Annotated in this window: 16 protein-coding genes and 1 tRNA gene; 11 read left to right on the top strand and 6 right to left on the bottom strand. The window is 44.6% G+C overall.

Features of this window, described 5'->3' with window-relative positions; all coding sequences use genetic code 11:
* Positions 1-23 precede the first annotated feature (23 nt).
* The 3 genes from EX191_RS15980 to pepA form a co-directional block, all read right to left on the bottom strand.
* Complete coding sequence (locus tag EX191_RS15980) at positions 24-2,882, bottom strand: valine--tRNA ligase (RefSeq protein WP_046873613.1); 2,859 nt, start codon at positions 2,880-2,882, stop codon at positions 24-26.
* 96 nt (positions 2,883-2,978) lie between these two features.
* Positions 2,979-3,428, bottom strand: coding sequence for a DNA polymerase III subunit chi (locus tag EX191_RS15975; protein WP_046873623.1), 450 nt, complete (start codon positions 3,426-3,428; stop codon positions 2,979-2,981).
* Between the two features lie 115 nt (positions 3,429-3,543).
* Positions 3,544-5,052, bottom strand: a complete 1,509-nt coding sequence (pepA, locus tag EX191_RS15970; RefSeq protein ID WP_005397459.1) for a leucyl aminopeptidase — start codon at positions 5,050-5,052, stop codon at positions 3,544-3,546.
* 200 nt (positions 5,053-5,252) lie between these two features.
* Here pepA and lptF point away from each other — a divergent pair, with 200 nt between their 5' ends.
* The gene (gene lptF / locus EX191_RS15965) at positions 5,253-6,353 is read left to right on the top strand and encodes an LPS export ABC transporter permease LptF (RefSeq protein WP_006742363.1); all 1,101 of its coding nucleotides are present in this window, start codon (positions 5,253-5,255) and stop codon (positions 6,351-6,353) included.
* 3 nt (positions 6,354-6,356) lie between these two features.
* Complete coding sequence (lptG, locus tag EX191_RS15960; RefSeq protein ID WP_046873614.1) at positions 6,357-7,427, top strand: LPS export ABC transporter permease LptG; 1,071 nt, start codon at positions 6,357-6,359, stop codon at positions 7,425-7,427.
* Between the two features lie 87 nt (positions 7,428-7,514).
* Here the strand turns inward: lptG and EX191_RS15955 are convergent, their stop codons facing one another.
* Together EX191_RS15955 and EX191_RS15950 are read right to left on the bottom strand one after the other, a co-directional pair.
* A complete protein-coding gene (locus EX191_RS15955; RefSeq protein ID WP_193448044.1) occupies positions 7,515-7,994 on the bottom strand; it encodes an RDD family protein in 480 nt (159 codons plus the stop codon).
* 184 nt (positions 7,995-8,178) lie between these two features.
* The gene (locus EX191_RS15950) at positions 8,179-9,447 is read right to left on the bottom strand and encodes a DUF2254 domain-containing protein (protein WP_048626860.1); all 1,269 of its coding nucleotides are present in this window, start codon (positions 9,445-9,447) and stop codon (positions 8,179-8,181) included.
* A 227-nt stretch (positions 9,448-9,674) separates the two neighbouring features.
* Here EX191_RS15950 and EX191_RS15945 point away from each other — a divergent pair, with 227 nt between their 5' ends.
* The gene (locus EX191_RS15945) at positions 9,675-10,340 is read left to right on the top strand and encodes an SDR family NAD(P)-dependent oxidoreductase (protein ID WP_104969819.1); all 666 of its coding nucleotides are present in this window, start codon (positions 9,675-9,677) and stop codon (positions 10,338-10,340) included.
* A gap of 190 nt (positions 10,341-10,530) precedes the next feature.
* Positions 10,531-10,615, top strand: a tRNA-Leu gene (locus tag EX191_RS15940).
* Positions 10,616-10,944: 329 nt separating this feature from the next.
* On the opposite strand, the gene EX191_RS15935 is transcribed toward EX191_RS15940, so the two are convergent.
* Positions 10,945-12,228, bottom strand: a complete 1,284-nt coding sequence (locus tag EX191_RS15935; RefSeq protein ID WP_046873617.1) for a polysaccharide deacetylase family protein — start codon at positions 12,226-12,228, stop codon at positions 10,945-10,947.
* A 247-nt stretch (positions 12,229-12,475) separates the two neighbouring features.
* Between EX191_RS15935 and EX191_RS15930 the strand changes: the two genes are divergently transcribed.
* The 7 genes from EX191_RS15930 to EX191_RS15900 all read left to right on the top strand — a co-directional run bounded on the left by EX191_RS15930 (position 12,476) and on the right by EX191_RS15900 (position 19,160).
* Positions 12,476-12,781, top strand: a complete 306-nt coding sequence (locus EX191_RS15930) for a PTS sugar transporter subunit IIB (RefSeq protein WP_025767645.1) — start codon at positions 12,476-12,478, stop codon at positions 12,779-12,781.
* Positions 12,782-12,869: 88 nt separating this feature from the next.
* On the top strand, positions 12,870-14,204 hold the full coding sequence (locus tag EX191_RS15925) for a PTS sugar transporter subunit IIC (RefSeq protein ID WP_048626863.1): 1,335 nt from the start codon (positions 12,870-12,872) through the stop codon (positions 14,202-14,204).
* Positions 14,205-14,255: 51 nt separating this feature from the next.
* Positions 14,256-14,567: a PTS lactose/cellobiose transporter subunit IIA gene (locus tag EX191_RS15920; RefSeq protein WP_031780628.1), complete on the top strand. Its 312-nt coding sequence runs from the start codon at positions 14,256-14,258 to the stop codon at positions 14,565-14,567.
* Positions 14,568-14,577: 10 nt separating this feature from the next.
* Positions 14,578-15,900: a 6-phospho-beta-glucosidase gene (locus EX191_RS15915; protein WP_193448043.1), complete on the top strand. Its 1,323-nt coding sequence runs from the start codon at positions 14,578-14,580 to the stop codon at positions 15,898-15,900.
* Between the two features lie 18 nt (positions 15,901-15,918).
* A complete protein-coding gene (chbG, locus tag EX191_RS15910) occupies positions 15,919-16,674 on the top strand; it encodes a chitin disaccharide deacetylase (RefSeq protein ID WP_134648085.1) in 756 nt (251 codons plus the stop codon).
* Between the two features lie 105 nt (positions 16,675-16,779).
* The gene (locus EX191_RS15905) at positions 16,780-17,778 is read left to right on the top strand and encodes a LacI family DNA-binding transcriptional regulator (RefSeq protein ID WP_046873620.1); all 999 of its coding nucleotides are present in this window, start codon (positions 16,780-16,782) and stop codon (positions 17,776-17,778) included.
* A gap of 128 nt (positions 17,779-17,906) precedes the next feature.
* Positions 17,907-19,160 carry a DUF3391 domain-containing protein gene (locus EX191_RS15900; RefSeq protein WP_193448042.1) on the top strand — a complete coding sequence of 418 codons (1,254 nt, stop codon included), beginning with the start codon at positions 17,907-17,909 and terminating at the stop codon, positions 19,158-19,160.
* Positions 19,161-19,461 lie beyond the last annotated feature (301 nt).

Here is a 19,461-nt window from a genome sequence, read left to right as displayed (position 1 = left end):
TAGTTCTTCTCTTTCACTGAGGCTTAAAGTGCAGCGATCGTTGTCTTCTGCTCTTCTAGCTTAGCTAGTGTCTCTTTGTAGCCTTCAAGCTTCTCACGCTCTTTAGCAACAACCGCTTCCGGTGCTTTCGCCACGAAGCCTTCGTTGCCCAGTTTGCCTTCGATACGCTTGATTTCGCCGTGCGTCTTCTTGATTTCGCCATCTAGACGAGCAAGCTCTGCATCTTTGTCGATCAAACCCGCCATTGGGATCATCAGCTCAGACTTGCCAACCAGTGCCGTTGCACACGCTGGGGTTTCTTCGCCAGCTTCAAGCACGCGTACTGCTTCTAGCTTCGCTAGAGACATCAATACTTGTTTGCTTGCTTCTAGACGAGAGGCGTCTTTCTCATTCGCTGCTTTCAGCATAACGTCTAGAGGCTTGCCAGGGTTGATGTCGTACTCAGCACGTAGGTTGCGGATGCTAGTGATGAACGCTTTCACCCATTCGATGTCGTCTAGCGCTTCTTGGTGGAAGTTCGCTTCGTCAAACTGAGGCAGAGTTTGTAGCATGATTGTCTCGCCCTCAACACCGTCAACTAGTGGCTTGATGCTTTGCCAGATAGTTTCTGTGATGTAAGGAATCACAGGGTGAGCTAGACGTAGCGTCTTCTCAAGTACCGTGATTAGTGTACGGCGAGTACCACGCTGTTGCGCTTCAGTACCTTTCCATAGAACGGGTTTAGTTAGCTCTAGGTACCAGTCACAGAATTGGTTCCAGATGAATTCGTAAAGTGTGTTTGCAGCCATATCTAGACGGAAGTTGTCGATGTGGTTGTTGAACGCTTTCGCTGCGAGTTCAAACTGAGACTCGATCCACTTGTCTGCTAGTGAGTACTCGATCTCACCTTCACCAAAACCACAATCTTGCTCTTCTGTGTTCATCATTACGTAACGGCTTGCGTTCCATAGTTTGTTACAGAAGTTACGGTAGCCTTCAAGACGCTTCATATCCCAGTTGATATCGCGACCTGTTGATGCCATTGCTGCAAGGGTGAAACGCAGTGCGTCTGTACCGTATGCTTCGATACCGTTTTCAAACGTCTTACGCGTGTTCTTCTCGATCTTCTTCGCTAGCTGAGGCTGCATCATGTTGCCACAACGCTTCTCTACTAGAGACTCTAGGTCGATACCATCGATCATGTCGATTGGGTCAAGTACGTTACCTTTCGACTTCGACATCTTGTCGCCGTTTTCGTCACGAATTAGGCCGGTAACGTAAACTGTCTTAAATGGTACTTGTGGTTTGCCATTTTCGTCTTTCACGAAGTGCATGGTCATCATGATCATGCGGGCAACCCAGAAGAAGATGATGTCGAAACCAGTTACTAGAACGTCTGAAGGGTGGAATACTTTCAGATCGTCAGTTTGCTCTGGCCAACCTTGAGTACCGAACGTCCATAGCGCAGAAGAGAACCATGTATCCAGTACGTCTTCGTCTTGGTGCAGCTCAATGACTGACTCTAGGTTGTTGTTCTTGCGAACTTCTTCTTCAGTGCGACCTACGTAAACATTACCTTGGTTGTCGTACCAAGCTGGGATGCGGTGACCCCACCATAGCTGACGAGAGATACACCAGTCTTGAACGTCACGCATCCAAGAGAAGTACATGTTTTCGTATTGCTTAGGAACGAATTGGATGTCGCCGTTTTCTACTGCTTCAACTGCTGTTTTCGCTAGAGGCGCAGTACGTACGTACCATTGGTCAGTTAGCATTGGTTCGATAACCACGCCACCACGGTCGCCGTAAGGCACTTGTAGATCGTGATCTTTCACTTCTTCAAGTAGACCTAGCTCGTCGAATTCAGCAACGATAGCTTTACGAGCGGCAAAACGCTCCATACCGTGGTATTTAGCTGGTAGCTCAGTGCTGTAAGCGTCGCTTGCTTCGCCGTTAGTGTTGAATACTTCTGCTGCGTCGCGGATGTTCGCGTCGAAAGTCAGAATGTTGATCATTGGTAGCTGGTGGCGCTTACCAACTTCGTAGTCGTTGAAGTCGTGCGCAGGTGTGATTTTCACACAGCCAGTACCTTTTTCCATATCTGCGTGCTCATCGCCCACGATTGGGATGCGACGATCAACGATAGGAAGGATGATTTCTTTACCGATAAGATCTTTGTAACGTGGATCTTCTGGGTTAACTGCAACACCCGTATCGCCTAGCATGGTCTCTGGACGAGTCGTTGCAACAACGATGTAGTCTTTGCCATCCGCTGTTTTAGCGCCATCTGCTAGTGGGTAGCGGAAGTGCCACATGTGGCCTTTAGTGTCTTTGTTCTCTACTTCTAGATCTGAAATCGCGGTGTGTAGCTTTGGATCCCAGTTAACTAGACGCTTACCGCGGTAGATTAGATCGTCTTCGTATAGACGTACGAACACTTCTTGAACGGCGTTAGATAGACCATCGTCCATCGTAAAGCGCTCACGGTCCCAGTCTACTGATGCGCCAAGACGACGAAGCTGCTTAGTGATAGTGCCGCCAGATTCGCCTTTCCATTCCCAGATTTTGTCGATGAAAGCTTCACGACCGTAATCGTGTTTTGTTTTGCCTTCTTCTGCAGCGATCTTACGCTCAACAACCATCTGAGTTGCGATACCAGCGTGGTCAGTACCTACTTGCCAAAGGGTGTTTTTACCCTTCATACGTTCACAACGGATAAGCGTATCCATGATCGTATCTTGGAACGCGTGGCCCATGTGTAGGCTACCAGTGACGTTCGGTGGCGGGATCATGATGCTGTATGATTCTTTAGTAGTGTCACCGTGTGGCTTAAAGTAGCCTTTCTCTTCCCAAGTCTGATACAGAGCTTGTTCGATTGAAGTTGGGTTGTATGTCTTTTCCATAGCGCTCTTTTAATGGATACGTTGATGGTTGAATCTTAGTCAATCTTTATAAGTGAGGGATCTTAACAAGATCGCCTTAACTATAAGGATTGACCGTTAAGGATATTGAATTTCGATCGTTTGCAGCTGGTAACCTGCTTGACGGTAAATTTTATATCTTTCTCTTGCGAGTTGTTTAGCTTTTTCTTCGCAGGGCACGAAGTCTACCACTTGAGCAAACTTGTTCGCAAAGGTTGTCTCATTTTCCGCCAAATTAATTACCAATTGACGATTCCAAGACGGCTTTACACCGTTATGGCCGATCTCAATATTGGTGGCGTATTTCGGTCCCTCGCCTACGAGGTTATGTGCCATGAACTTGTCTGCATCAACTTGCCAAAAGGCTTCAGCGAGCTGCTCGGCGTGTGGTTTGTCTTGGCAGTTTAAATACACTTTAGCGCCTTGGCGGGCAAAGTGCTGCGCCAAAAACACAATGTACTCTTCAAAGCCAGCCACCGTTGCTTGCGGGCTCTCTTCGTTAATGATGTAGAAGGTTGCAGTTTGCATCATTCTCTCACTTGCCTTGGGTCTCTTCCTAAGACCATCTTAAATCCCATTTTCATTTTAGAAAATTAGGATAATAAAAAAGGGCCTTGCGGCCCTTTTAGATTTTGTTCAGAAATTACTCTTCTGTCTCTTGGCCGCTGCGGTTCAAAAGGAATTGGACAAGCATTGAGACAGGACGGCCCGTTGAGCCTTTCGCTGCGCCTGATTTCCACGCAGTACCTGCGATATCGACGTGTGCCCAATTGTACTTCTTCGCGAACTTAGATAAGAAGCAACCCGCAGTGATAGTACCAGCAGGACGGCCACCAATGTTTGCCATATCCGCAAACGGGCTCTTTAACTGCTCGTGGTACTCATCTGCCATTGGTAGACGCCATGCACGGTCACTCGCTTGCTCTGAAGCGTTAACTAGCTCATGAGAAAGAGGGTTGTGGTTAGAGATAACGCCACTGATGTGGTGACCTAGTGCGATAACACAAGCACCAGTTAGGGTTGCAACGTCAACCACGCAGTCTGGTTCGAAACGCTCTACGTAAGTCAGTGCGTCACAAAGAACAAGACGACCTTCCGCATCCGTGTTCAGAACTTCTACAGTTTGACCAGACATTGTCGTTAGGATATCACCTGGACGGTAAGCGTTGCTGCCTGGCATGTTTTCACAGCCTGCTAGAACACCAATAACGTTAATTGGTAGGTTTAGCTTCGCTAGCGCTTTCATTGTACCGAATACCGATGCCGCACCACACATGTCGTACTTCATCTCATCCATACCTTCGCCCGGTTTTAGAGAGATACCGCCTGAATCGAAGGTTAGACCTTTACCTACTAGCACAATCGGTTTTGCATCTGAGTCAGGGTTACCTTTGTACTCGATGATAGACATCATAGATTCGTTTTTAGAACCACGACCGACTGCTAGGTAAGAGGTCATACCCAGTTTTTCCATCTCTTGCTCACCAATGATTTTGGTGGTTACGGTTTCGTAATCGTCCGCCAGACGACGAGCTTGAGAAGCGAGGTAAGCTGGGTTAGCTACGTTTGGTGGCATGTTGCCAAGATCTTTTGAGGCTTTGACACCAGATGCGATAGCGAGACCATGAGTGATTGCTTTTTCACCCAAGTTTAATTCACGACGCGTTGGTACATTGAAAACAAGCTTGCGCAGTGGGCGGCGAGTCTCAGGTTTAACGCTCTTGAATTGATTAAATGTGTATAGACCATCTTTAGTCGCTTCTACAGCCTGGCGCACTTTCCAGTATGTATCACGACCCTTAACATGCAGTTCAGTTAGGAAACATACCGCTTCCATTGAGCCTGTCTCGTTAAGTGTGCTGATCGTCTTTTGAATGATTTCCTTGTACTGGCGCTCGCCAAGTTCACGCTCTTTGCCGCAACCGACAAGTAAAACGCGCTCTGACAAAACACCTGGTACTTGATGCAGTAGCAGCATCTGACCAGGTTTACCCTCTAGATCACCACGGCGAAGTAGTGAACTGATGTAACCGTCACTGATTTTATCAAGTTGTTCGGCTACTGGAGAAAGGCGACGTGGTTCAAACACACCAACAACGATACATGCGCTACGTTGTTTCTCTGGACTGCCACTTTTTACACTGAACTCCATGCGTACTCCTACATCCTGAAGACAAATTGCTCTAAATGTTAGATAATGATCGCTTACTTGTTGAATTTTAGCTCCAGGCTTACATGCAGAGCTGATTAAGCGACTAACATCTAGTTTATAATTTTTAAAAAAATAAATGGTTCAACGGGAAACTATAGTGATTCGACCAAAAAAACAAGTTTTGTATAGGTAATTTCAGCGTGATTATTGTTAGATATTTGATCCGCGAAACACTCAAGAGCCAATTTGCGATTTTTTTCGTACTTTTTTTGGTGTTTGTAAGCCAGAAATTCATAAGTGTTCTTGCTGATGCTTCTGATGGGGATATTCCTGCTGGATTGATTTTCTCGATTGTTGGTTTGAATATGCCAGCAATGGGTCTATTAATGCTGCCTTTAAGTCTGTATATCGGCATATTGATCACATTTGGTCGTCTGTATGCAGAGAGCGAAATTGTCGTGATGAACGCGACAGGTATTGGTAACAAATTCTTGGTACAAGCGGCCTTGTACTTAGCGCTGATTACTTCTGCTGTGGCGGCTTTTAATGCATTGTGGTTATCGCCGTGGTCTCAAGACCGTGTAGAGCAACTTTATGAACAAGTGGCGGCAGAAAACAGCGTTGACTTGCTAAAGAAAGGGCAATTCCAAGGCACGCCAGATGGTTCATCGGTTGTGTTCATTGATGACATTAAAGACAATACATTGAGCAACGTTTTTGTCGCGCAGATGCGCCCGAGAGATTCAGTATTGCCGAGTGTGATGTTCTCGTCCTCTGGTGAAGTAAAAGAACTGTCGGACGGCCGTCAGGTCATCACCATGAAAGAAGGCACGCGTTATGAAGGTGTGCCGACTCGCGTTGAATATATGATCACAAAATTCGATGAATACGAAGGCGTTATCGGCCAGCGAGAGGTCAAAAAGAAAGGGCGAGATTGGGAAGCGTACCCAACGGTTGATTTGATTGGACACCCAGACCCAGAAGCGCAAGCAGAGCTGCAATGGCGAATTTCGTTATTTGTGTGTATTCCACTCTTAACGATGCTGGTTATTCCTTTGTCGGCGGTGAATCCGCGTCAGGGACGATTTGCCAAAATGGGGCCCGCGATTCTTATTTATCTAGCGTATTTCCTGGCGATTAGTGCAACAAAATCTGCATTAGAAGATGGTGACATTCCGGCGGCAATCGGCATGTGGCCAATTAATGCGATGTTACTGATTGTCGCAATCATGGCCAATATGATGGACAGCGTTGCTGCTCGACGAATAAAAGACAAATTCCGTAAGAAGAGGCTCGCGTAAGCTGTGTTCAAAATCTTAGACCTTTACATCGGTAGAACCATCATCTCTACCACTGCCTTGGTTTTAGCGACGTTTGTTGGCTTATCGGGCATCATCAAATACGTAGAACAGTTACGTAAAGTAGGGCGAGGCGTGTATGACCTCACTCATGCGTTGTACTTTGTGTTGCTCAGTGTGCCGCGTGATATCGAAATGTTCTTCCCAATGGCGGCATTACTCGGTGCCCTGATTGGTTTGGGTATGTTGGCGTCAAGCTCTGAGCTGGTGGTGATGCAAGCTGCTGGTTTCTCAAAGTTGGATATCGGGTTATCCGTGCTCAAAACGGCAGTGCCACTTATGCTTATCGTTATGACGTTAGGGCAATGGGGCGCTCCAGAAGCACAAAAAATGGCGCGTGACTTACGTGCGTTTGCGATATCGGGAGGTAGTATTGTCTCAGTTCGTTCTGGAGTTTGGGCTCGTGACGCAAACGACTTTATCTTTATAGGTAAAGTCGAAGACGACAAGCTTTATGCTTTAAATATGTGGCGTTTTGATGATGATAAGAATCTACAAAAAGTTATTTTCGCCGAAGAAGTCGACTATCAACAAGATAACAACTGGTTGATGCGCGACGTACAAATCACGGATATGAAAAATGAAAACGTGATTTCGAAGCAAGACATTGAACAGATGGAATGGCATACGTCATTGGCTCCAGATAAGCTAGCTGTGGTGACGGTAAAGCCTGAAGAACTGTCACTGAGCGGTTTGTATGATTACGTGACCTATCTGAAAGCATCTGAGCAAGATGCGTCTCGCTATGAATTGGCGTTTTGGCGTAAGTTGACACAGCCGCTTTCAATTGCCGTGATGATGTTGATGGCGCTATCGTTTGTTTTCGGTCCACTCAGAAGTGTGACCATGGGGGCAAGGGTATTGTCGGGCGTGGTTGCCGGGTTTACTTTTTATATATCCAGTGAGTTCTTTGGCCCATTAAGCTTGGTGTATGGCATATCCCCTGTGTTTGGTGCATTGGCCCCGAGCCTGGTGTTCTTAGCCATTGCGATTGCGCTGCTGAGAAGAAAGCTGTAGCTGAAGTATCACCGAATAAACCATGTTTCATCGGACTAAATATAAAAGGAAGGCATTATGCCTTCCTTTTTTGTATTCCCGGATAAGTTAGTTTGCCTTAAGCAACACAACAACCTCTGTTTTTGCCCAAATGTCGTGGAACCCACGTTTCTTGGGATCAATCGGTACAGTCAGGTTTGCCAAACCAAAGCCAGATGTTGCAATGCGAATCAGGGCTTGAGTGACTGTAATCGGCGCGCCGTCTTTGGCATTGCGAACTCGAAGTTTCCAAGCGCGCATCCCAAGTGTTTGTCCTGCTCGCGTCCAGAAGAAGACAAAGAAGTATATCCACACAACCGCAAGATACAGTGTAAACAGAGGGCTTAATACAGGGTGCTTCCCGAGCATATCAGCGGCATCTGCGTACTCGCCATAGCTCAACAGCCCTGCAGCATTTAGTGCAAACACAATGGCCATAACAATACCTGCGGCCATCATTTCAATTGCGATAATAATCAATGTGTCGTAAATCAACGCTGCAAGTCGACGAAAGAGACCAGCAGGTGGAAGAGTTGTAGACGTTGTCATTATTCCATCACTTACCTTAAAAATTGTGCGTCAGAATATAGATTCCCTCACCAAGAGAAAAGAGACCTAACGCACAGAGTCTTTAATTATGCATAAACGAAGTGACTTTTCTGCTGTGTGTTATGAACACATATCATGATGTACAAGGCCTTTCGGTAACCTATTTCAACTGAATTTTACTTGCCTAACCATTAGCTTTTTGGTCTGTAACTAGATTAGACAGATGAGAGAGTTGGTGTTTCTCATCTTCGGTATAATGCTGGCTCAAGGCGAGCTCTAAAGCTTTTTCTGATAGCTTGGTTGCAGGTGATAAAAACAACTTGGGGTGCATACTAGAAAGAGCCAGCAAGGCTTTTTGTAGGCGAATCTGTATTTGGAGTTGCGCTGCACCATCGTGCGCGATTGGCAAAAAGACATCATCAAATAAATCTTGGCAGCTTAATGCGGGCACAAATAACCTAGGGTATCGAGTCTTGGTAGGCGGCTCGCTGAGTAACTCTCCCCATAATGAAAGGGCTCGTACAGAACGCCCAAGAACATCAATCGCGGTACCGTTATCATTCACGGCGGGGGAGAGAGCTCGTGAGGCAATCTCCGCCATGACGACTAATCCAAAACGAGGATCTTGATCATAGGAACGCTCCGTTCGAATCGTGAAGGCCGCAGTTATTTCGTTTTCGTCTGGCAACGCTCCACAAACCCAAGCCAATGGTTGACTCACATACACAAAACTTCCTGGTTGTCGTTCAAGATAGATGGTGCATTGGTTTGCTTCAGCAATACTATCTAGATGATGCATATCAACATGCTGTAAGTAGCCAATTTCTTGGCTGAAAATAGGCTTGCTTCCTCTGGGTTTATGTTCTGGATGGCTCCATGGGTGAGCACCTAGCCAACGCTCTTTGCCCCGTTTTCTTATCGCATCTAACAAGGCTTGCTCTACGTATGAAGTGGTTTCACTGACCCTTCCTAGTACGGAAAGGTGCTGAATCCAACGTAGCAGAGTGAGTATGATCATCACGATTACGGCGATAGTCACGATGAATAGGTAAATTTGTGCTTGTTGATGATAGGCGCCAATGCCTAGCGCGATAATGCCTACCAAACTAAATAGAAAAGAGCCAAGAAAGGTCGCCAAAGCATTTTGTGTTGTGCTGTCTTCCATCAACAGTTTTGTCGCTCGCGGCGTTACCCCTGCACTAGCGGCACTGTACGCTGAGACCATTATATTGAGCGAGAATGTGGTCACCGCAAGCATGGAAGTCGCGAGGATATTTAATATGTTGTTAAGCAAATCCTTACTGACGTTGATTGCAGGAGGCAGAGTAATGAACTGGTTTAAAACAATGGATATTAGGGCGGTGGCGACAGCAAGTAAGGCATAAAGTGATGTGCGAACCCACAATTTGCGCGTCATTTGCTTCAGTAACCATTGCCATTTTGACCCAGTCATTCGTATGCTCCTATTCAGTTCTTACTTGAAAGTAGATAGAAAATTCAGAAAGTTATTCTTGCTTAAGCATAGGTTAAATCTTCCTCGTTCTACTTGGTATTTCATGCATCATGAGAGTAAGAAAGCCGCTTGCTTCAAAGAATGGTGTTCTTGAGGTGTGAATTACCAAGATTCTGTTACCTTAATTGATAGATGCATTAAAAGTATGTGATAGAAAAGAGGTAGCCATGATTGTAATTACAGGTGCAAGTAGCGGTTTAGGGGCAGAGCTGGCAAAGCGTTATGATGCGGAAGACAAAGAGACGTATATCATAGGAAGAAACACAGAAAAACTATCCGCACTAGCTAAACAACTCTCTCATAACGTCGGCTATCAAGCTTGCAACCTCTCATTACATCAAGATGTGAAACACCTATTTGATGGGATGAAACAGCCGCCTGAAATGGTCATTCATAGTGCAGGAAGTGGTTATTTTGGCGAACTGGAAGAGCAGGAGCCGGAAGAGATTCAAAAACTGATTGATAATAACCTGAATTCTGCGATTCATGTGTTAAGAGAGTTAGTAAAGCGTTACAAAGATCAACCGATAAAAGTGGTCATGATCATGTCCACAGCCGCTCAACAACCAAAAGCGCAAGAGTCTACGTATTGTGCTGTGAAGTGGGCTGTCAAAGGATTAATCGAGTCGGTTCGTTTGGAGTTAAAAGGAAAGCCGATGAAAATTATCGCGGTTTATCCTGGTGGTATGGATACGGAATTCTGGAAGACAAGCGGCAACACGATGGACACGAGTCACTTCATGCAAGCGGAAGATGCTGCCGAGATGCTCCATACGGCTTTGTCGAGCATTGGGAATGGTTATGTTTCTGATATTACAGTGAATAGAATTTAAAAAGAGTTGCGTATACTCATTTTCACCTGGATCAGTAGTAGGAAATGGAGCGTACGTTTCTTATCAGTACAGCTTTGTCACACTTTGTGGCGAAATTATCAGCAAACGATAGTTATTTAAGGTATTTCTGCTTGCGCAGGTCAAAAGCTTCCGTATAATGCCAACCATCAAAGGGCAATAGCCCAAAGATGCCGGTGTGGTGAAATTGGTATACACGACGGATTCAAAATCCGTTGCCTTCGGGCGTGGCGGTTCAAGTCCGCCCACCGGTACCATATATAGAAAGGTCGCTCTTATAGCGGCCTTTCGTCGTTTTAGGTGCTTGTAAATATCAAAAGAAAGTTAGCGTTGCCTTTGCGGTGGCGGTAGGAGTGCTTGTCCAATCAACTCTGCCCACGGGTACCATAATTCATATGATAAAGCCTCGACGAAAGTCGGGGCTTTGTTGTGTCTAGGGTTTGTGAATTCAAATCCAGCGTGGCGTCAGGAATGCCAGGCCCAGTCACTCCACTCTTTACTGCTTTCCATTTTTACTTTTCTAAAAATAAAAAAGCGCGAGGGATTACCTCGCGCAAGCTACTACATGATAATAGTAGGGAACAGCTTATAGAGCTGTGAACAAGGTGTTCTGTGAGTCAGGTGTCCAATCGGCTTGAGATACGTGTGGCACGTTGACGAGATAACGTTTGCCAGAGTACGTCACAACATCTCCCTCTTTATATGAAACATTCACTTCCCAATTTGTTGCCGGATCAGCATTGGTCCAAAGGCTAGAGGTTGGGGAAGGTGCCCAGTCCTGCTGTGCGTTATGGCTGGTCACTGCTTGGTAAACGGTGCCTAAATGTAGGACGTAGTCGCCAGCGTTGTAGCTATGACCAACTTGCCAGTTTGGTGTGTAGTTATCCATCGTATCGAATACATAGCCAGCTTGTTTTGCTAGTCGGATAAATTCCGCTAATTTAGGTAAATTCTTGGTTGCGCCCATTCCTCGCTTACCGTCTTCAAACAAAAACTCATGCGTTAGAATAATGACCTTGTCTGCGTGGAGTGGTGTACCACATGGAAACTCTTGTGCTTTTGAATTGATAGGGTTGATGGTGGTAGGGGCACAGTTGTTCAATGCTGCATCTACGTAACCTAGGAAAGGTTCTGCCTCTGTTAGACTGTTGGCTGGCATTGCTATCCCCCAGTTTTCAGGTGCCCAATCCACATCCCAACCATGTGTTTGATAGCCTTTATTAGCCAGAATGTTTTGTACCGCAATTGAGGCTTTCACACTGTTTGATGGGTCGTTGATATTACAAACGTAGCCTGGTTCCCAAGGTTTAAAGTCATCAGACGTTGCACACAACCCATCGGCTTTGAAGTCTTTAGTCACGCGCCAGCCGTTGGTGTAGGGCAGTCTAGCAAACTCTGTCGCCTTATAATTTGGGTAGCTTGTAATGTTAGGCAGATACTTTTCTAAAACAGATAAGTTTTCTGTAAACATTGAGGCATCGTAAACAGGATCTTGGTACGAGTTAAGCTGGTGGTCGCCGGTAGCATTACATTCTGCTGCGCTATTAGGTCCAAACTCATCAACGCAGTTATGAACCATATGATCGTAACTATGGTTCGCGACAATATGACCAGTGTCTAATGCGAGCTTTAAGGCTTCTAGCGAACGGTCTTCATTCTCATCACCAATTCCGTCTAAGTGCCAAGCATTAAAGTAAAACGTCGCTTTGATATCTTCTTGGTTAAGTACTTGAATAACGTCAATAGATGCATTGATTGGTCCATCATCAAACGTTAGATAAATGGTGCCTTTAGAGTCGGTTTGAGCAAATGAGTATTGTGATAGTGCGGCACTTACAAGCGTTGCAATAGCCAATTTATTAAATTTCATTCTCTATTCCTTTTTAGAAATTAATAACGACGTTGTCAGTAGTAATATATTGATAATTTGAAACCTAATGTGGTGTCTTAATTTATTTCCTGACTTTTATCCTAGACCTAAATAATTACTAAAAAACAGGTCGTATTTTCTAAATTGGGATTGTGTTCACGAATAATGCAACCGGTTGCGCTTTTTTGTCTTGGTTATTTTTGCTACAGTTTTTGCAGGTTGAAATTTACACAACGGGAGTAAGGCTATGAAAAAGATCCTTTTATGCTGTAGCGCAGGGATGTCAACCAGTATGCTTGTTAAAAAAATGGAGCAAGCTGCTGAAAATAAAGGAATTGAGTGCAAAATTGACGCGATGTCAGTGAATGCATTTGAAGATGCAATTAAAGAGTACGATGTTTGTCTTCTCGGGCCTCAAGTACGTTTTCAGCTAGAAGAGCTAAGAAAAACGGCGCAAGAGCATGGTAAAAACATTGATGCGATTTCTCCTCAGCATTATGGAATGATGAAGGGAGAAGAAGTACTAGAGCAAGCATTAGAATTAATTAACTAAACCATAGTTTTAAATTAAAAAAGATAACTGTACATCAAATATAAATATTTGATGCGGGATTCTTTTGCCTAAAATAAGGATGGATTCTATGAAGCTTTATGACGCAATTATAGGCGCAGTCGAAAAGCATATAGCCCCTATAGCAGCAAAAGTGGGGAATCAGCCCCATGTTCGAGCAATGAGAGACGGTTTTATAGTTGCAATGCCGTTTATTATTGTCGGTAGTTTCATTTTGATTTTTGCATTCCCACCATTTGCCGAAGACACGACCTTTACTTTTGGTCGAATTTGGCTCGATTTCGCCACCACACATTTTGATACCATAATGATGCCCTACAACATGTCGATGGGGATCATGACCATTTTTGTTTCGCTCGGCGTTGCTTATAGCTTAGCTAAGGCTTACAAGATGGATGGGATCACGAGTGCTGTATTGTCGCTGATGTCTTTTTTACTCATCGCGGCCCCAGCTAAAGATGGCGCGCTGTCTATGTCACACATGGGAGGAACCGGGATCTTCACCGCAGTGATGTGTGCATTCTTCTCGGTAGAGCTCTACCGTTTTATGAAAAAGCACAACATTACGATTCGCATGCCAGAGCAAGTTCCACCGGCGATTGCACGATCATTTGAAGTGCTGTTACCAGTCTTAGCGATATTCATTACCTTATACCCACTTAGCCTTTTCGTGCAAACCCAGTACGACATGCTGATTCCAGATGCGGTCATGGCAGTCTTTAAGCCTTTAATTAGTGCGTCTAACTCATTGCCTGCCATTATTGGCGCTCTATTGCTTTGCCAACTACTTTGGTTTGCGGGTATCCATGGTGCTGCAATTGTTGTGGGGCTGCTTTCTCCAATTTTCTTGACCAACATTGGTGCCAACATCGAAGCCTTTGTTGCAGGTGAACCGATTCCAAACGTATTTACTCAGCCTTTCTGGGATTTTTACATCTTTATCGGTGGCTCTGGTGCAACACTTGCTCTTGTTATGCTGATGTCATTTAGCCGTTCTGTTCACCTTAAGAGTATTGGTCGAATGAGTGCGGTGCCTGGCTTCTTCCAAATCAATGAACCTGTGATCTTCGGTAGCCCAGTTGTGATGAACCCGACCTTGTTTATCCCGTTCGTCTTCGCTCCAGTCATCAACGCTACGATAGCGTACTTTGCTGTGCATGTCGGCTTTGTGGGTATGGGTGTCGCTACAACGCCTTGGACAACACCAGCACTGATAGGTGCTTCGTGGGGTAGCGGTTGGACCTTTGCTCCAGTATTGCTCGTCATTGGTTTATTGATTCTTGATCTAATTATCTACTTCCCATTCTTCAAAATGTTTGAGAAGCAAATGTTGGAGCAAGAACTACCGACGACGAAAGATACTAAAGATGAGGCGCAACCTTCAGGCGAAGGTGTTACTGCTTAACGGTGCTTAATGGGCCGCAATTACCGCGGCCCGATTTTCGGAGAGAAAATGATGGAACAAGAATTGGTTGTAATGGAGATCATCTGCAATGCTGGCGAAGCCAGAAGTTTGAGCTACGAGGCGTTGCGTTTATCTAGAGAACAAGATTTTGATGCGGCTGAGGAGAAGCTCTCTCAAGCAAGAGAGTGCATTAACAAAGCCCACTTAATTCAGACTCAGTTGATTGAGGAAGATCAGGGGGAAGGGAAAGTCCCGATGACGTTAGTGATGGTACATGCTCAAGATCACTTAATGACCACGATTTTGGCTCAAGAAATGGCTGTAGAAATCGTTGCACTGAACAAAAAAATCTCGAACAAATAAGGGGAGAAAAATGTCTAGAGAGGCGATCAAACTTGCCATTATTGGCGGTGGTAGTAGCTATACCCCTGAACTGGTTGAAGGGGTTATTAAGCGCTTAGAATATTTACCCGTTAAGAAGATTCATTTTGTGGACATTGAGTCAGGAGCTGAGAAGCTTGAGATTATCAAAGGTCTAGCGCAGCGAATGGTTGATAAAGCAGGTGCAAAGATTGAGATAAAAGCAGACTTTGATCGTCGTACTGCGATAGAAGATGCGGACTTTGTGATGACGCAGTTCCGTGTGGGTGGCCTTGCTGCTCGTGCTAATGACGAGCGAATTCCAATTAAATACGACGTCATTGGCCAAGAAACAACAGGCCCTGGTGGGTTTGCTAAAGCACTGCGAACCATCCCGGTTATTCTTGATATATGTAAAGATATTGAAGAGTTGGCACCCAATGCATGGATGCTCAATTTCACCAACCCTGCGGGTTTGGTCTCTGAAGCCGTCAGTAAGTACACCAAAGTAAAGAGCATTGGTTTATGTAATGTGCCGGTTTCGATGGAAATGATGATCGCAGAAATGATGGAGTGCGAGCCAAAAGAGCTACAACTTGAGTTTGCCGGATTAAACCATCTCGTTTGGGTGCACAAAGCATGGCTCAATGGAGAAGATATTACTCAAACAGTATTAGAGAAAGTCGGTGATGGTGCTAACTTCAGCATGAAGAACATCTGGGAAGAACCGTGGGATCCCGCATTTCTAAAAGCGCTGGGGGCGATACCATGTCCTTACCATCGTTATTTCTATCAAACCGATGCTATGCTCGCTGAAGAGAAACAAAGCGCGGGTGAAAAGGGCACTCGTGCTGAGCAGGTAATGGAAACAGAAAATGCGCTATTCAAGCTCTATCAAGATCCTAATCTCGATCATAAGCCGAAAGAGTTAGAAGAGCGGGGTGGGGCTTATTATTCAGATGCATCACTAAACTTGGTTGATTCAATTTATAACAATCGTAATAGTATTCATGTTGTTAACGTCTTAAATAACGGAGCGATTAACGGCCTCCCTGATGATGCTGTGATTGAGTGTAGCGCGGTGATTGGTAGTTGGGGCGCGAAACCTCTTGCGGTTGGTGAGCTGTCAAACAATATCAAAGGATTACTCTATCAAGTCAAAGCATATGAACAGTTGACAATAGACGCCGCTGTGGAAGGTAATTATGACAAAGCGCTCATGGCACTAACCAACAACCCATTGGTGCCAGACATTGGTCGTGCCAAGTCAATTCTGGATGATATTCTGGCGGTGAACGCTCCGTATTTACCTCAATTTAAACTAACGACGTTGTAGTACTAAGGAAGGACGCCAATGAAAGTCATTTTTAATGCTGATGATTTTGGTTTAACGAGAGGTGTAAATAACGGCATCGTAAAAGCTCATCAGCAAGGTGTTGTTCATTCAACCACCATGATGGTCGGTATGGATGCTGAGAAACATGCTTTAGAGTTGGCTCGCCATAATCCAGACTTGAGAATTGGTGTTCATCTTAGGTTTACAGCGGGAGTGCCTCTAACTGGGCACCCTAATTTGACCAACGGTCGAGCGCATTTTATCAAATACGACGAACTGTGGGGTAAGCAGGACTTCGAAACTCAGGTCATTTATGACGAAGCAAAAGCTCAGGTGGAACATTTTTTATCGCTTGGGTTAGAGCTAAGCCACTTAGATAGCCATCATCACGCGCATACTCACCCTCAAATTTTGCCCGTTATTAAAGAGGTAGCGAGTGAATACCGAGTGCCACTGCGGGGCACTGGCTTGTGTCAAGAATCGATGACAACAAGGTATGTCTTTACTGATGAGTTTTACGATCAAAAAGTAAGTTTGGATGGTTTGATGGCGCATTTATTGAGTCTAAAGACAGACTATGATTTGGTTGAGGTGATGTGCCACCCGGCAGAGGCCGATCAAGCGCTGATTTTAAAGAGTGGTTATGCACTTCAGCGAGAGCTAGAGTTACAAGTTCTAACCTCTCCCATTTTAAAAGAACAGTTAGCTCAACATGGTATAGCTGTCACGGATTACTCTGAGCTCGTTTCTACCAATCAAATGGTCGGTGTATGATTAAAGGCTGCCAGCTTCGCCCCCTATAAGCACCTTACGAATTGCTGGCAGCCGTTCTACACAAACGGATATTTAATAACAATTGCAGTTGGACCCAATAGCATTATGGCAAGGATTAAAGATGTCGCCGAACTCGCCGGTGTAAATCGCTCTACCGTTTCTCGAATCATTAATGGGGAGGGGAAGTTTCGCGAAGAAACTCGAAAAAAAGTAGAGCAAGCTATGGCGCAACTGAATTATCGCCCGAGTGCGATTGCTCGTTCACTCGCAACCTCATCCAGTAATATGGTTGGCTTATTGGTGACTTACTATACGGGGGGCTTCTTTGGCGAGATGATGGAGCAGGTTCAGACTGAGCTGGATATTCATAAAAAGTTTCTGATTACCGCTCAAGGACATCATTCTGCAGAAGGTGAAAAGGAAGCCATTCAGCGTTTTAATGATCTGCGTTGTGATGGCTATGTCCTCCATAGTCGTTATTTGTCAGATGATGATTTACGTGAATTAGCAAAACAGCCAACGCCTTTCGTTCTTCTGGATCGCTATGTTGAAGGAATAGAAGAGCGTTGCGTTACTTTTAATCATCATCATGCAAGCCGTATTGCCGTCGAGCATCTTTTAGCTGGTGGTCATAGAAAAATCGCCTGTATTACCGGTCCATCCCAACGTCATAATAGTTTATTAAGAAAGCTTGGGTACGTTGATGCGATGAAGGACGCAGGTATCGATATTGACGAAAGCTGGTGTGAAGAAGGGAATTATGGTCGGCAAAGTGGTTATGATGCAATGGCTGCAATTTTACAACGACACCCTGAAGTTACTGCAGTCTTTTCTTGCAGTGAGGAAATGACGGTCGGTGCAATGCAGTACTTACACGAGCACAATATTTCAGTACCGGAGCAAATCTCTTTAACTAGCTTTGACAGTGTCGACCTTTGTGAAAGCCTTTATCCTACAGTGTCGGCAGTGCACTTTCCTATCAGTGATATGGCCCGTGTAGCGGTACAAACATTAATGGGATTAGTCAAAGATCAAGAAATAATAGATAAGCCAACGTTCGAGGCTCAGCTTAAAATACGCAAAGCAGATCGAACCTTAAAGTAGCTTGCTTTTGCTCATTAAATGAGTCATTAGAAATGACCATCTGATGTTTTGATACTTACTGATGAATTTATTCACAAAATTTACTAGTATTCTAACTCTCTTAGGCAACGTAAATCAGTAGTGAATAAGTGGCAGCCATTAAACTTACGGTCGATCGTATTCAACCCGGATTACATATCCGTCTTCCGCTAAAGTGGAACGATCACCCTTTTCTACTCAATAGTTTTAAGATTAAAGATCAAGAACAAGTCGAGATGATCCGTCACCTCGGTGTAAAGTTCGTTTACTTTAATCCAGAGCAAAGTGATGCCGCACCACTTCCAGTCGACCAGATACAAGCTGATAGAGTAACGAATGAAGCGTCGCTAGATCATGAAACTCAAAAACTTTGGCAAGAAAAACAAAACCGCATAGAAAAGTTAAGTGCGTATCGTCGACGCGTTATCCAGTGCGAAAAAGAGTTTGAGCGCTCTCTTGCGCGTATGCGCTCGGTCATGACGAAAATTCGTAATCGGCCAACAGCTGCCGTTGATGAAGCGAAGCTTCTTATTGAAGATATCGTCGAGAAGTTAATGTGTGATGATAATGTCACTCTACACCTGATGAACGGTAAAAATGAGTTTGAAGATATTTATTTCCATTCGTTGAACGTTGCTGTTATCGCCATGATGATTGGCCGTGCTAAGGGGTACTCAGCTGCGCAGTTGAAAGAGCTTTCATTCTCAGCGCTATTCCACGATATCGGGAAAATAAAAATTCCTACCGCAATATTAAGAAAGCAAGCACCGCTGACGGAACCAGAAACTAACTACTTAAAGTTGCACACCAAATATGGAGTAGACCTTGCGAGCCAAATAGAAGGTTTTCCCGAAGTTGCAAGAGTTGTGATTGCACAGCACCATGAACTAAGAGATGGGTCTGGCTATCCCAAAGGTCTGAAAGGAGATGAGATCAACGAGTTTGCTCAAATTATTGCTGTAGCTAACGCATTTGATAACTTGTGTCATACACCTATAGCCTCAGATCAAAAAATTCCTTATACCGCACTCTCTCATTTATATAAGAACTGTAAACACCTATATAAAGAAGAAAACCTGAATATCCTGATTAAGTTTATGGGCGTGTTTCCTCCAGGCACTGTGGTTCAGCTTTCCAATAATATGGTGGGCTTGGTTATCTCAGTGAATGCATCGCATCTATTATTCCCAAATGTATTGGTTTACGACCCATCAGTGCCAAGGACGCAGGCGCCAATCATTGATCTTGCATCAAAGGATATAAAGATAGTTAACGCGATTCATCCGTCTAAATTGCCGGAGAAAATCAAAGAGTATCTTAATCCGCGTTCACGCATTTCTTACTTCTTCGATAGTGATGAGTAGTTATCCACAGGTTTTTGTGGGTAAGCTGTAGAAATCTTGAGTGTTATTTCGGGGTAATTTTTGGGTTGGATGGAAAGTATCCACTTGGCATGTTTTTTTAGAAAAAATGTACTTTTAGTATTGCCAAAGAAAATCTTCTCCCTATAATGCGCATCCATCGACACGGCAGACGCCACAAGGCTTCAGCAATGTCGAAGAGGTAAAAAGGTTCTACGAAAAATTAGTTGAAAAAAGTGTTTGACACTAACTACCAAATCGCTAGAATGCACCTCCGCTTTGAGAGAAAAAGTTCTCGCAAAGC

This window comes from Vibrio chemaguriensis (assembly GCF_012275705.1).
Taxonomy (GTDB): domain Bacteria; phylum Pseudomonadota; class Gammaproteobacteria; order Enterobacterales; family Vibrionaceae; genus Vibrio; species Vibrio diabolicus.
This window is presented reverse-complemented; position numbering and strand designations above follow the sequence as displayed.

Coding starts and splice junctions, on each gene's coding strand:
- EX191_RS15980 (WP_046873613.1), bottom strand. CDS start 2,882: ATGGAAAAGACATACAACCCAACTTCAATCGAACAAGCTCTGTATCAG.
- EX191_RS15975 (WP_046873623.1), bottom strand. CDS start 3,428: ATGCAAACTGCAACCTTCTACATCATTAACGAAGAGAGCCCGCAAGCA.
- pepA (WP_005397459.1), bottom strand. CDS start 5,052: ATGGAGTTCAGTGTAAAAAGTGGCAGTCCAGAGAAACAACGTAGCGCA.
- EX191_RS15955 (WP_193448044.1), bottom strand. CDS start 7,994: ATGACAACGTCTACAACTCTTCCACCTGCTGGTCTCTTTCGTCGACTT.
- EX191_RS15950 (WP_048626860.1), bottom strand. CDS start 9,447: ATGACTGGGTCAAAATGGCAATGGTTACTGAAGCAAATGACGCGCAAA.
- EX191_RS15945 (WP_104969819.1), top strand. CDS start 9,675: ATGATTGTAATTACAGGTGCAAGTAGCGGTTTAGGGGCAGAGCTGGCA.
- EX191_RS15935 (WP_046873617.1), bottom strand. CDS start 12,228: ATGAAATTTAATAAATTGGCTATTGCAACGCTTGTAAGTGCCGCACTA.
- EX191_RS15930 (WP_025767645.1), top strand. CDS start 12,476: ATGAAAAAGATCCTTTTATGCTGTAGCGCAGGGATGTCAACCAGTATG.
- EX191_RS15925 (WP_048626863.1), top strand. CDS start 12,870: ATGAAGCTTTATGACGCAATTATAGGCGCAGTCGAAAAGCATATAGCC.
- EX191_RS15920 (WP_031780628.1), top strand. CDS start 14,256: ATGGAACAAGAATTGGTTGTAATGGAGATCATCTGCAATGCTGGCGAA.
- EX191_RS15915 (WP_193448043.1), top strand. CDS start 14,578: ATGTCTAGAGAGGCGATCAAACTTGCCATTATTGGCGGTGGTAGTAGC.
- chbG (WP_134648085.1), top strand. CDS start 15,919: ATGAAAGTCATTTTTAATGCTGATGATTTTGGTTTAACGAGAGGTGTA.
- EX191_RS15905 (WP_046873620.1), top strand. CDS start 16,780: ATGGCAAGGATTAAAGATGTCGCCGAACTCGCCGGTGTAAATCGCTCT.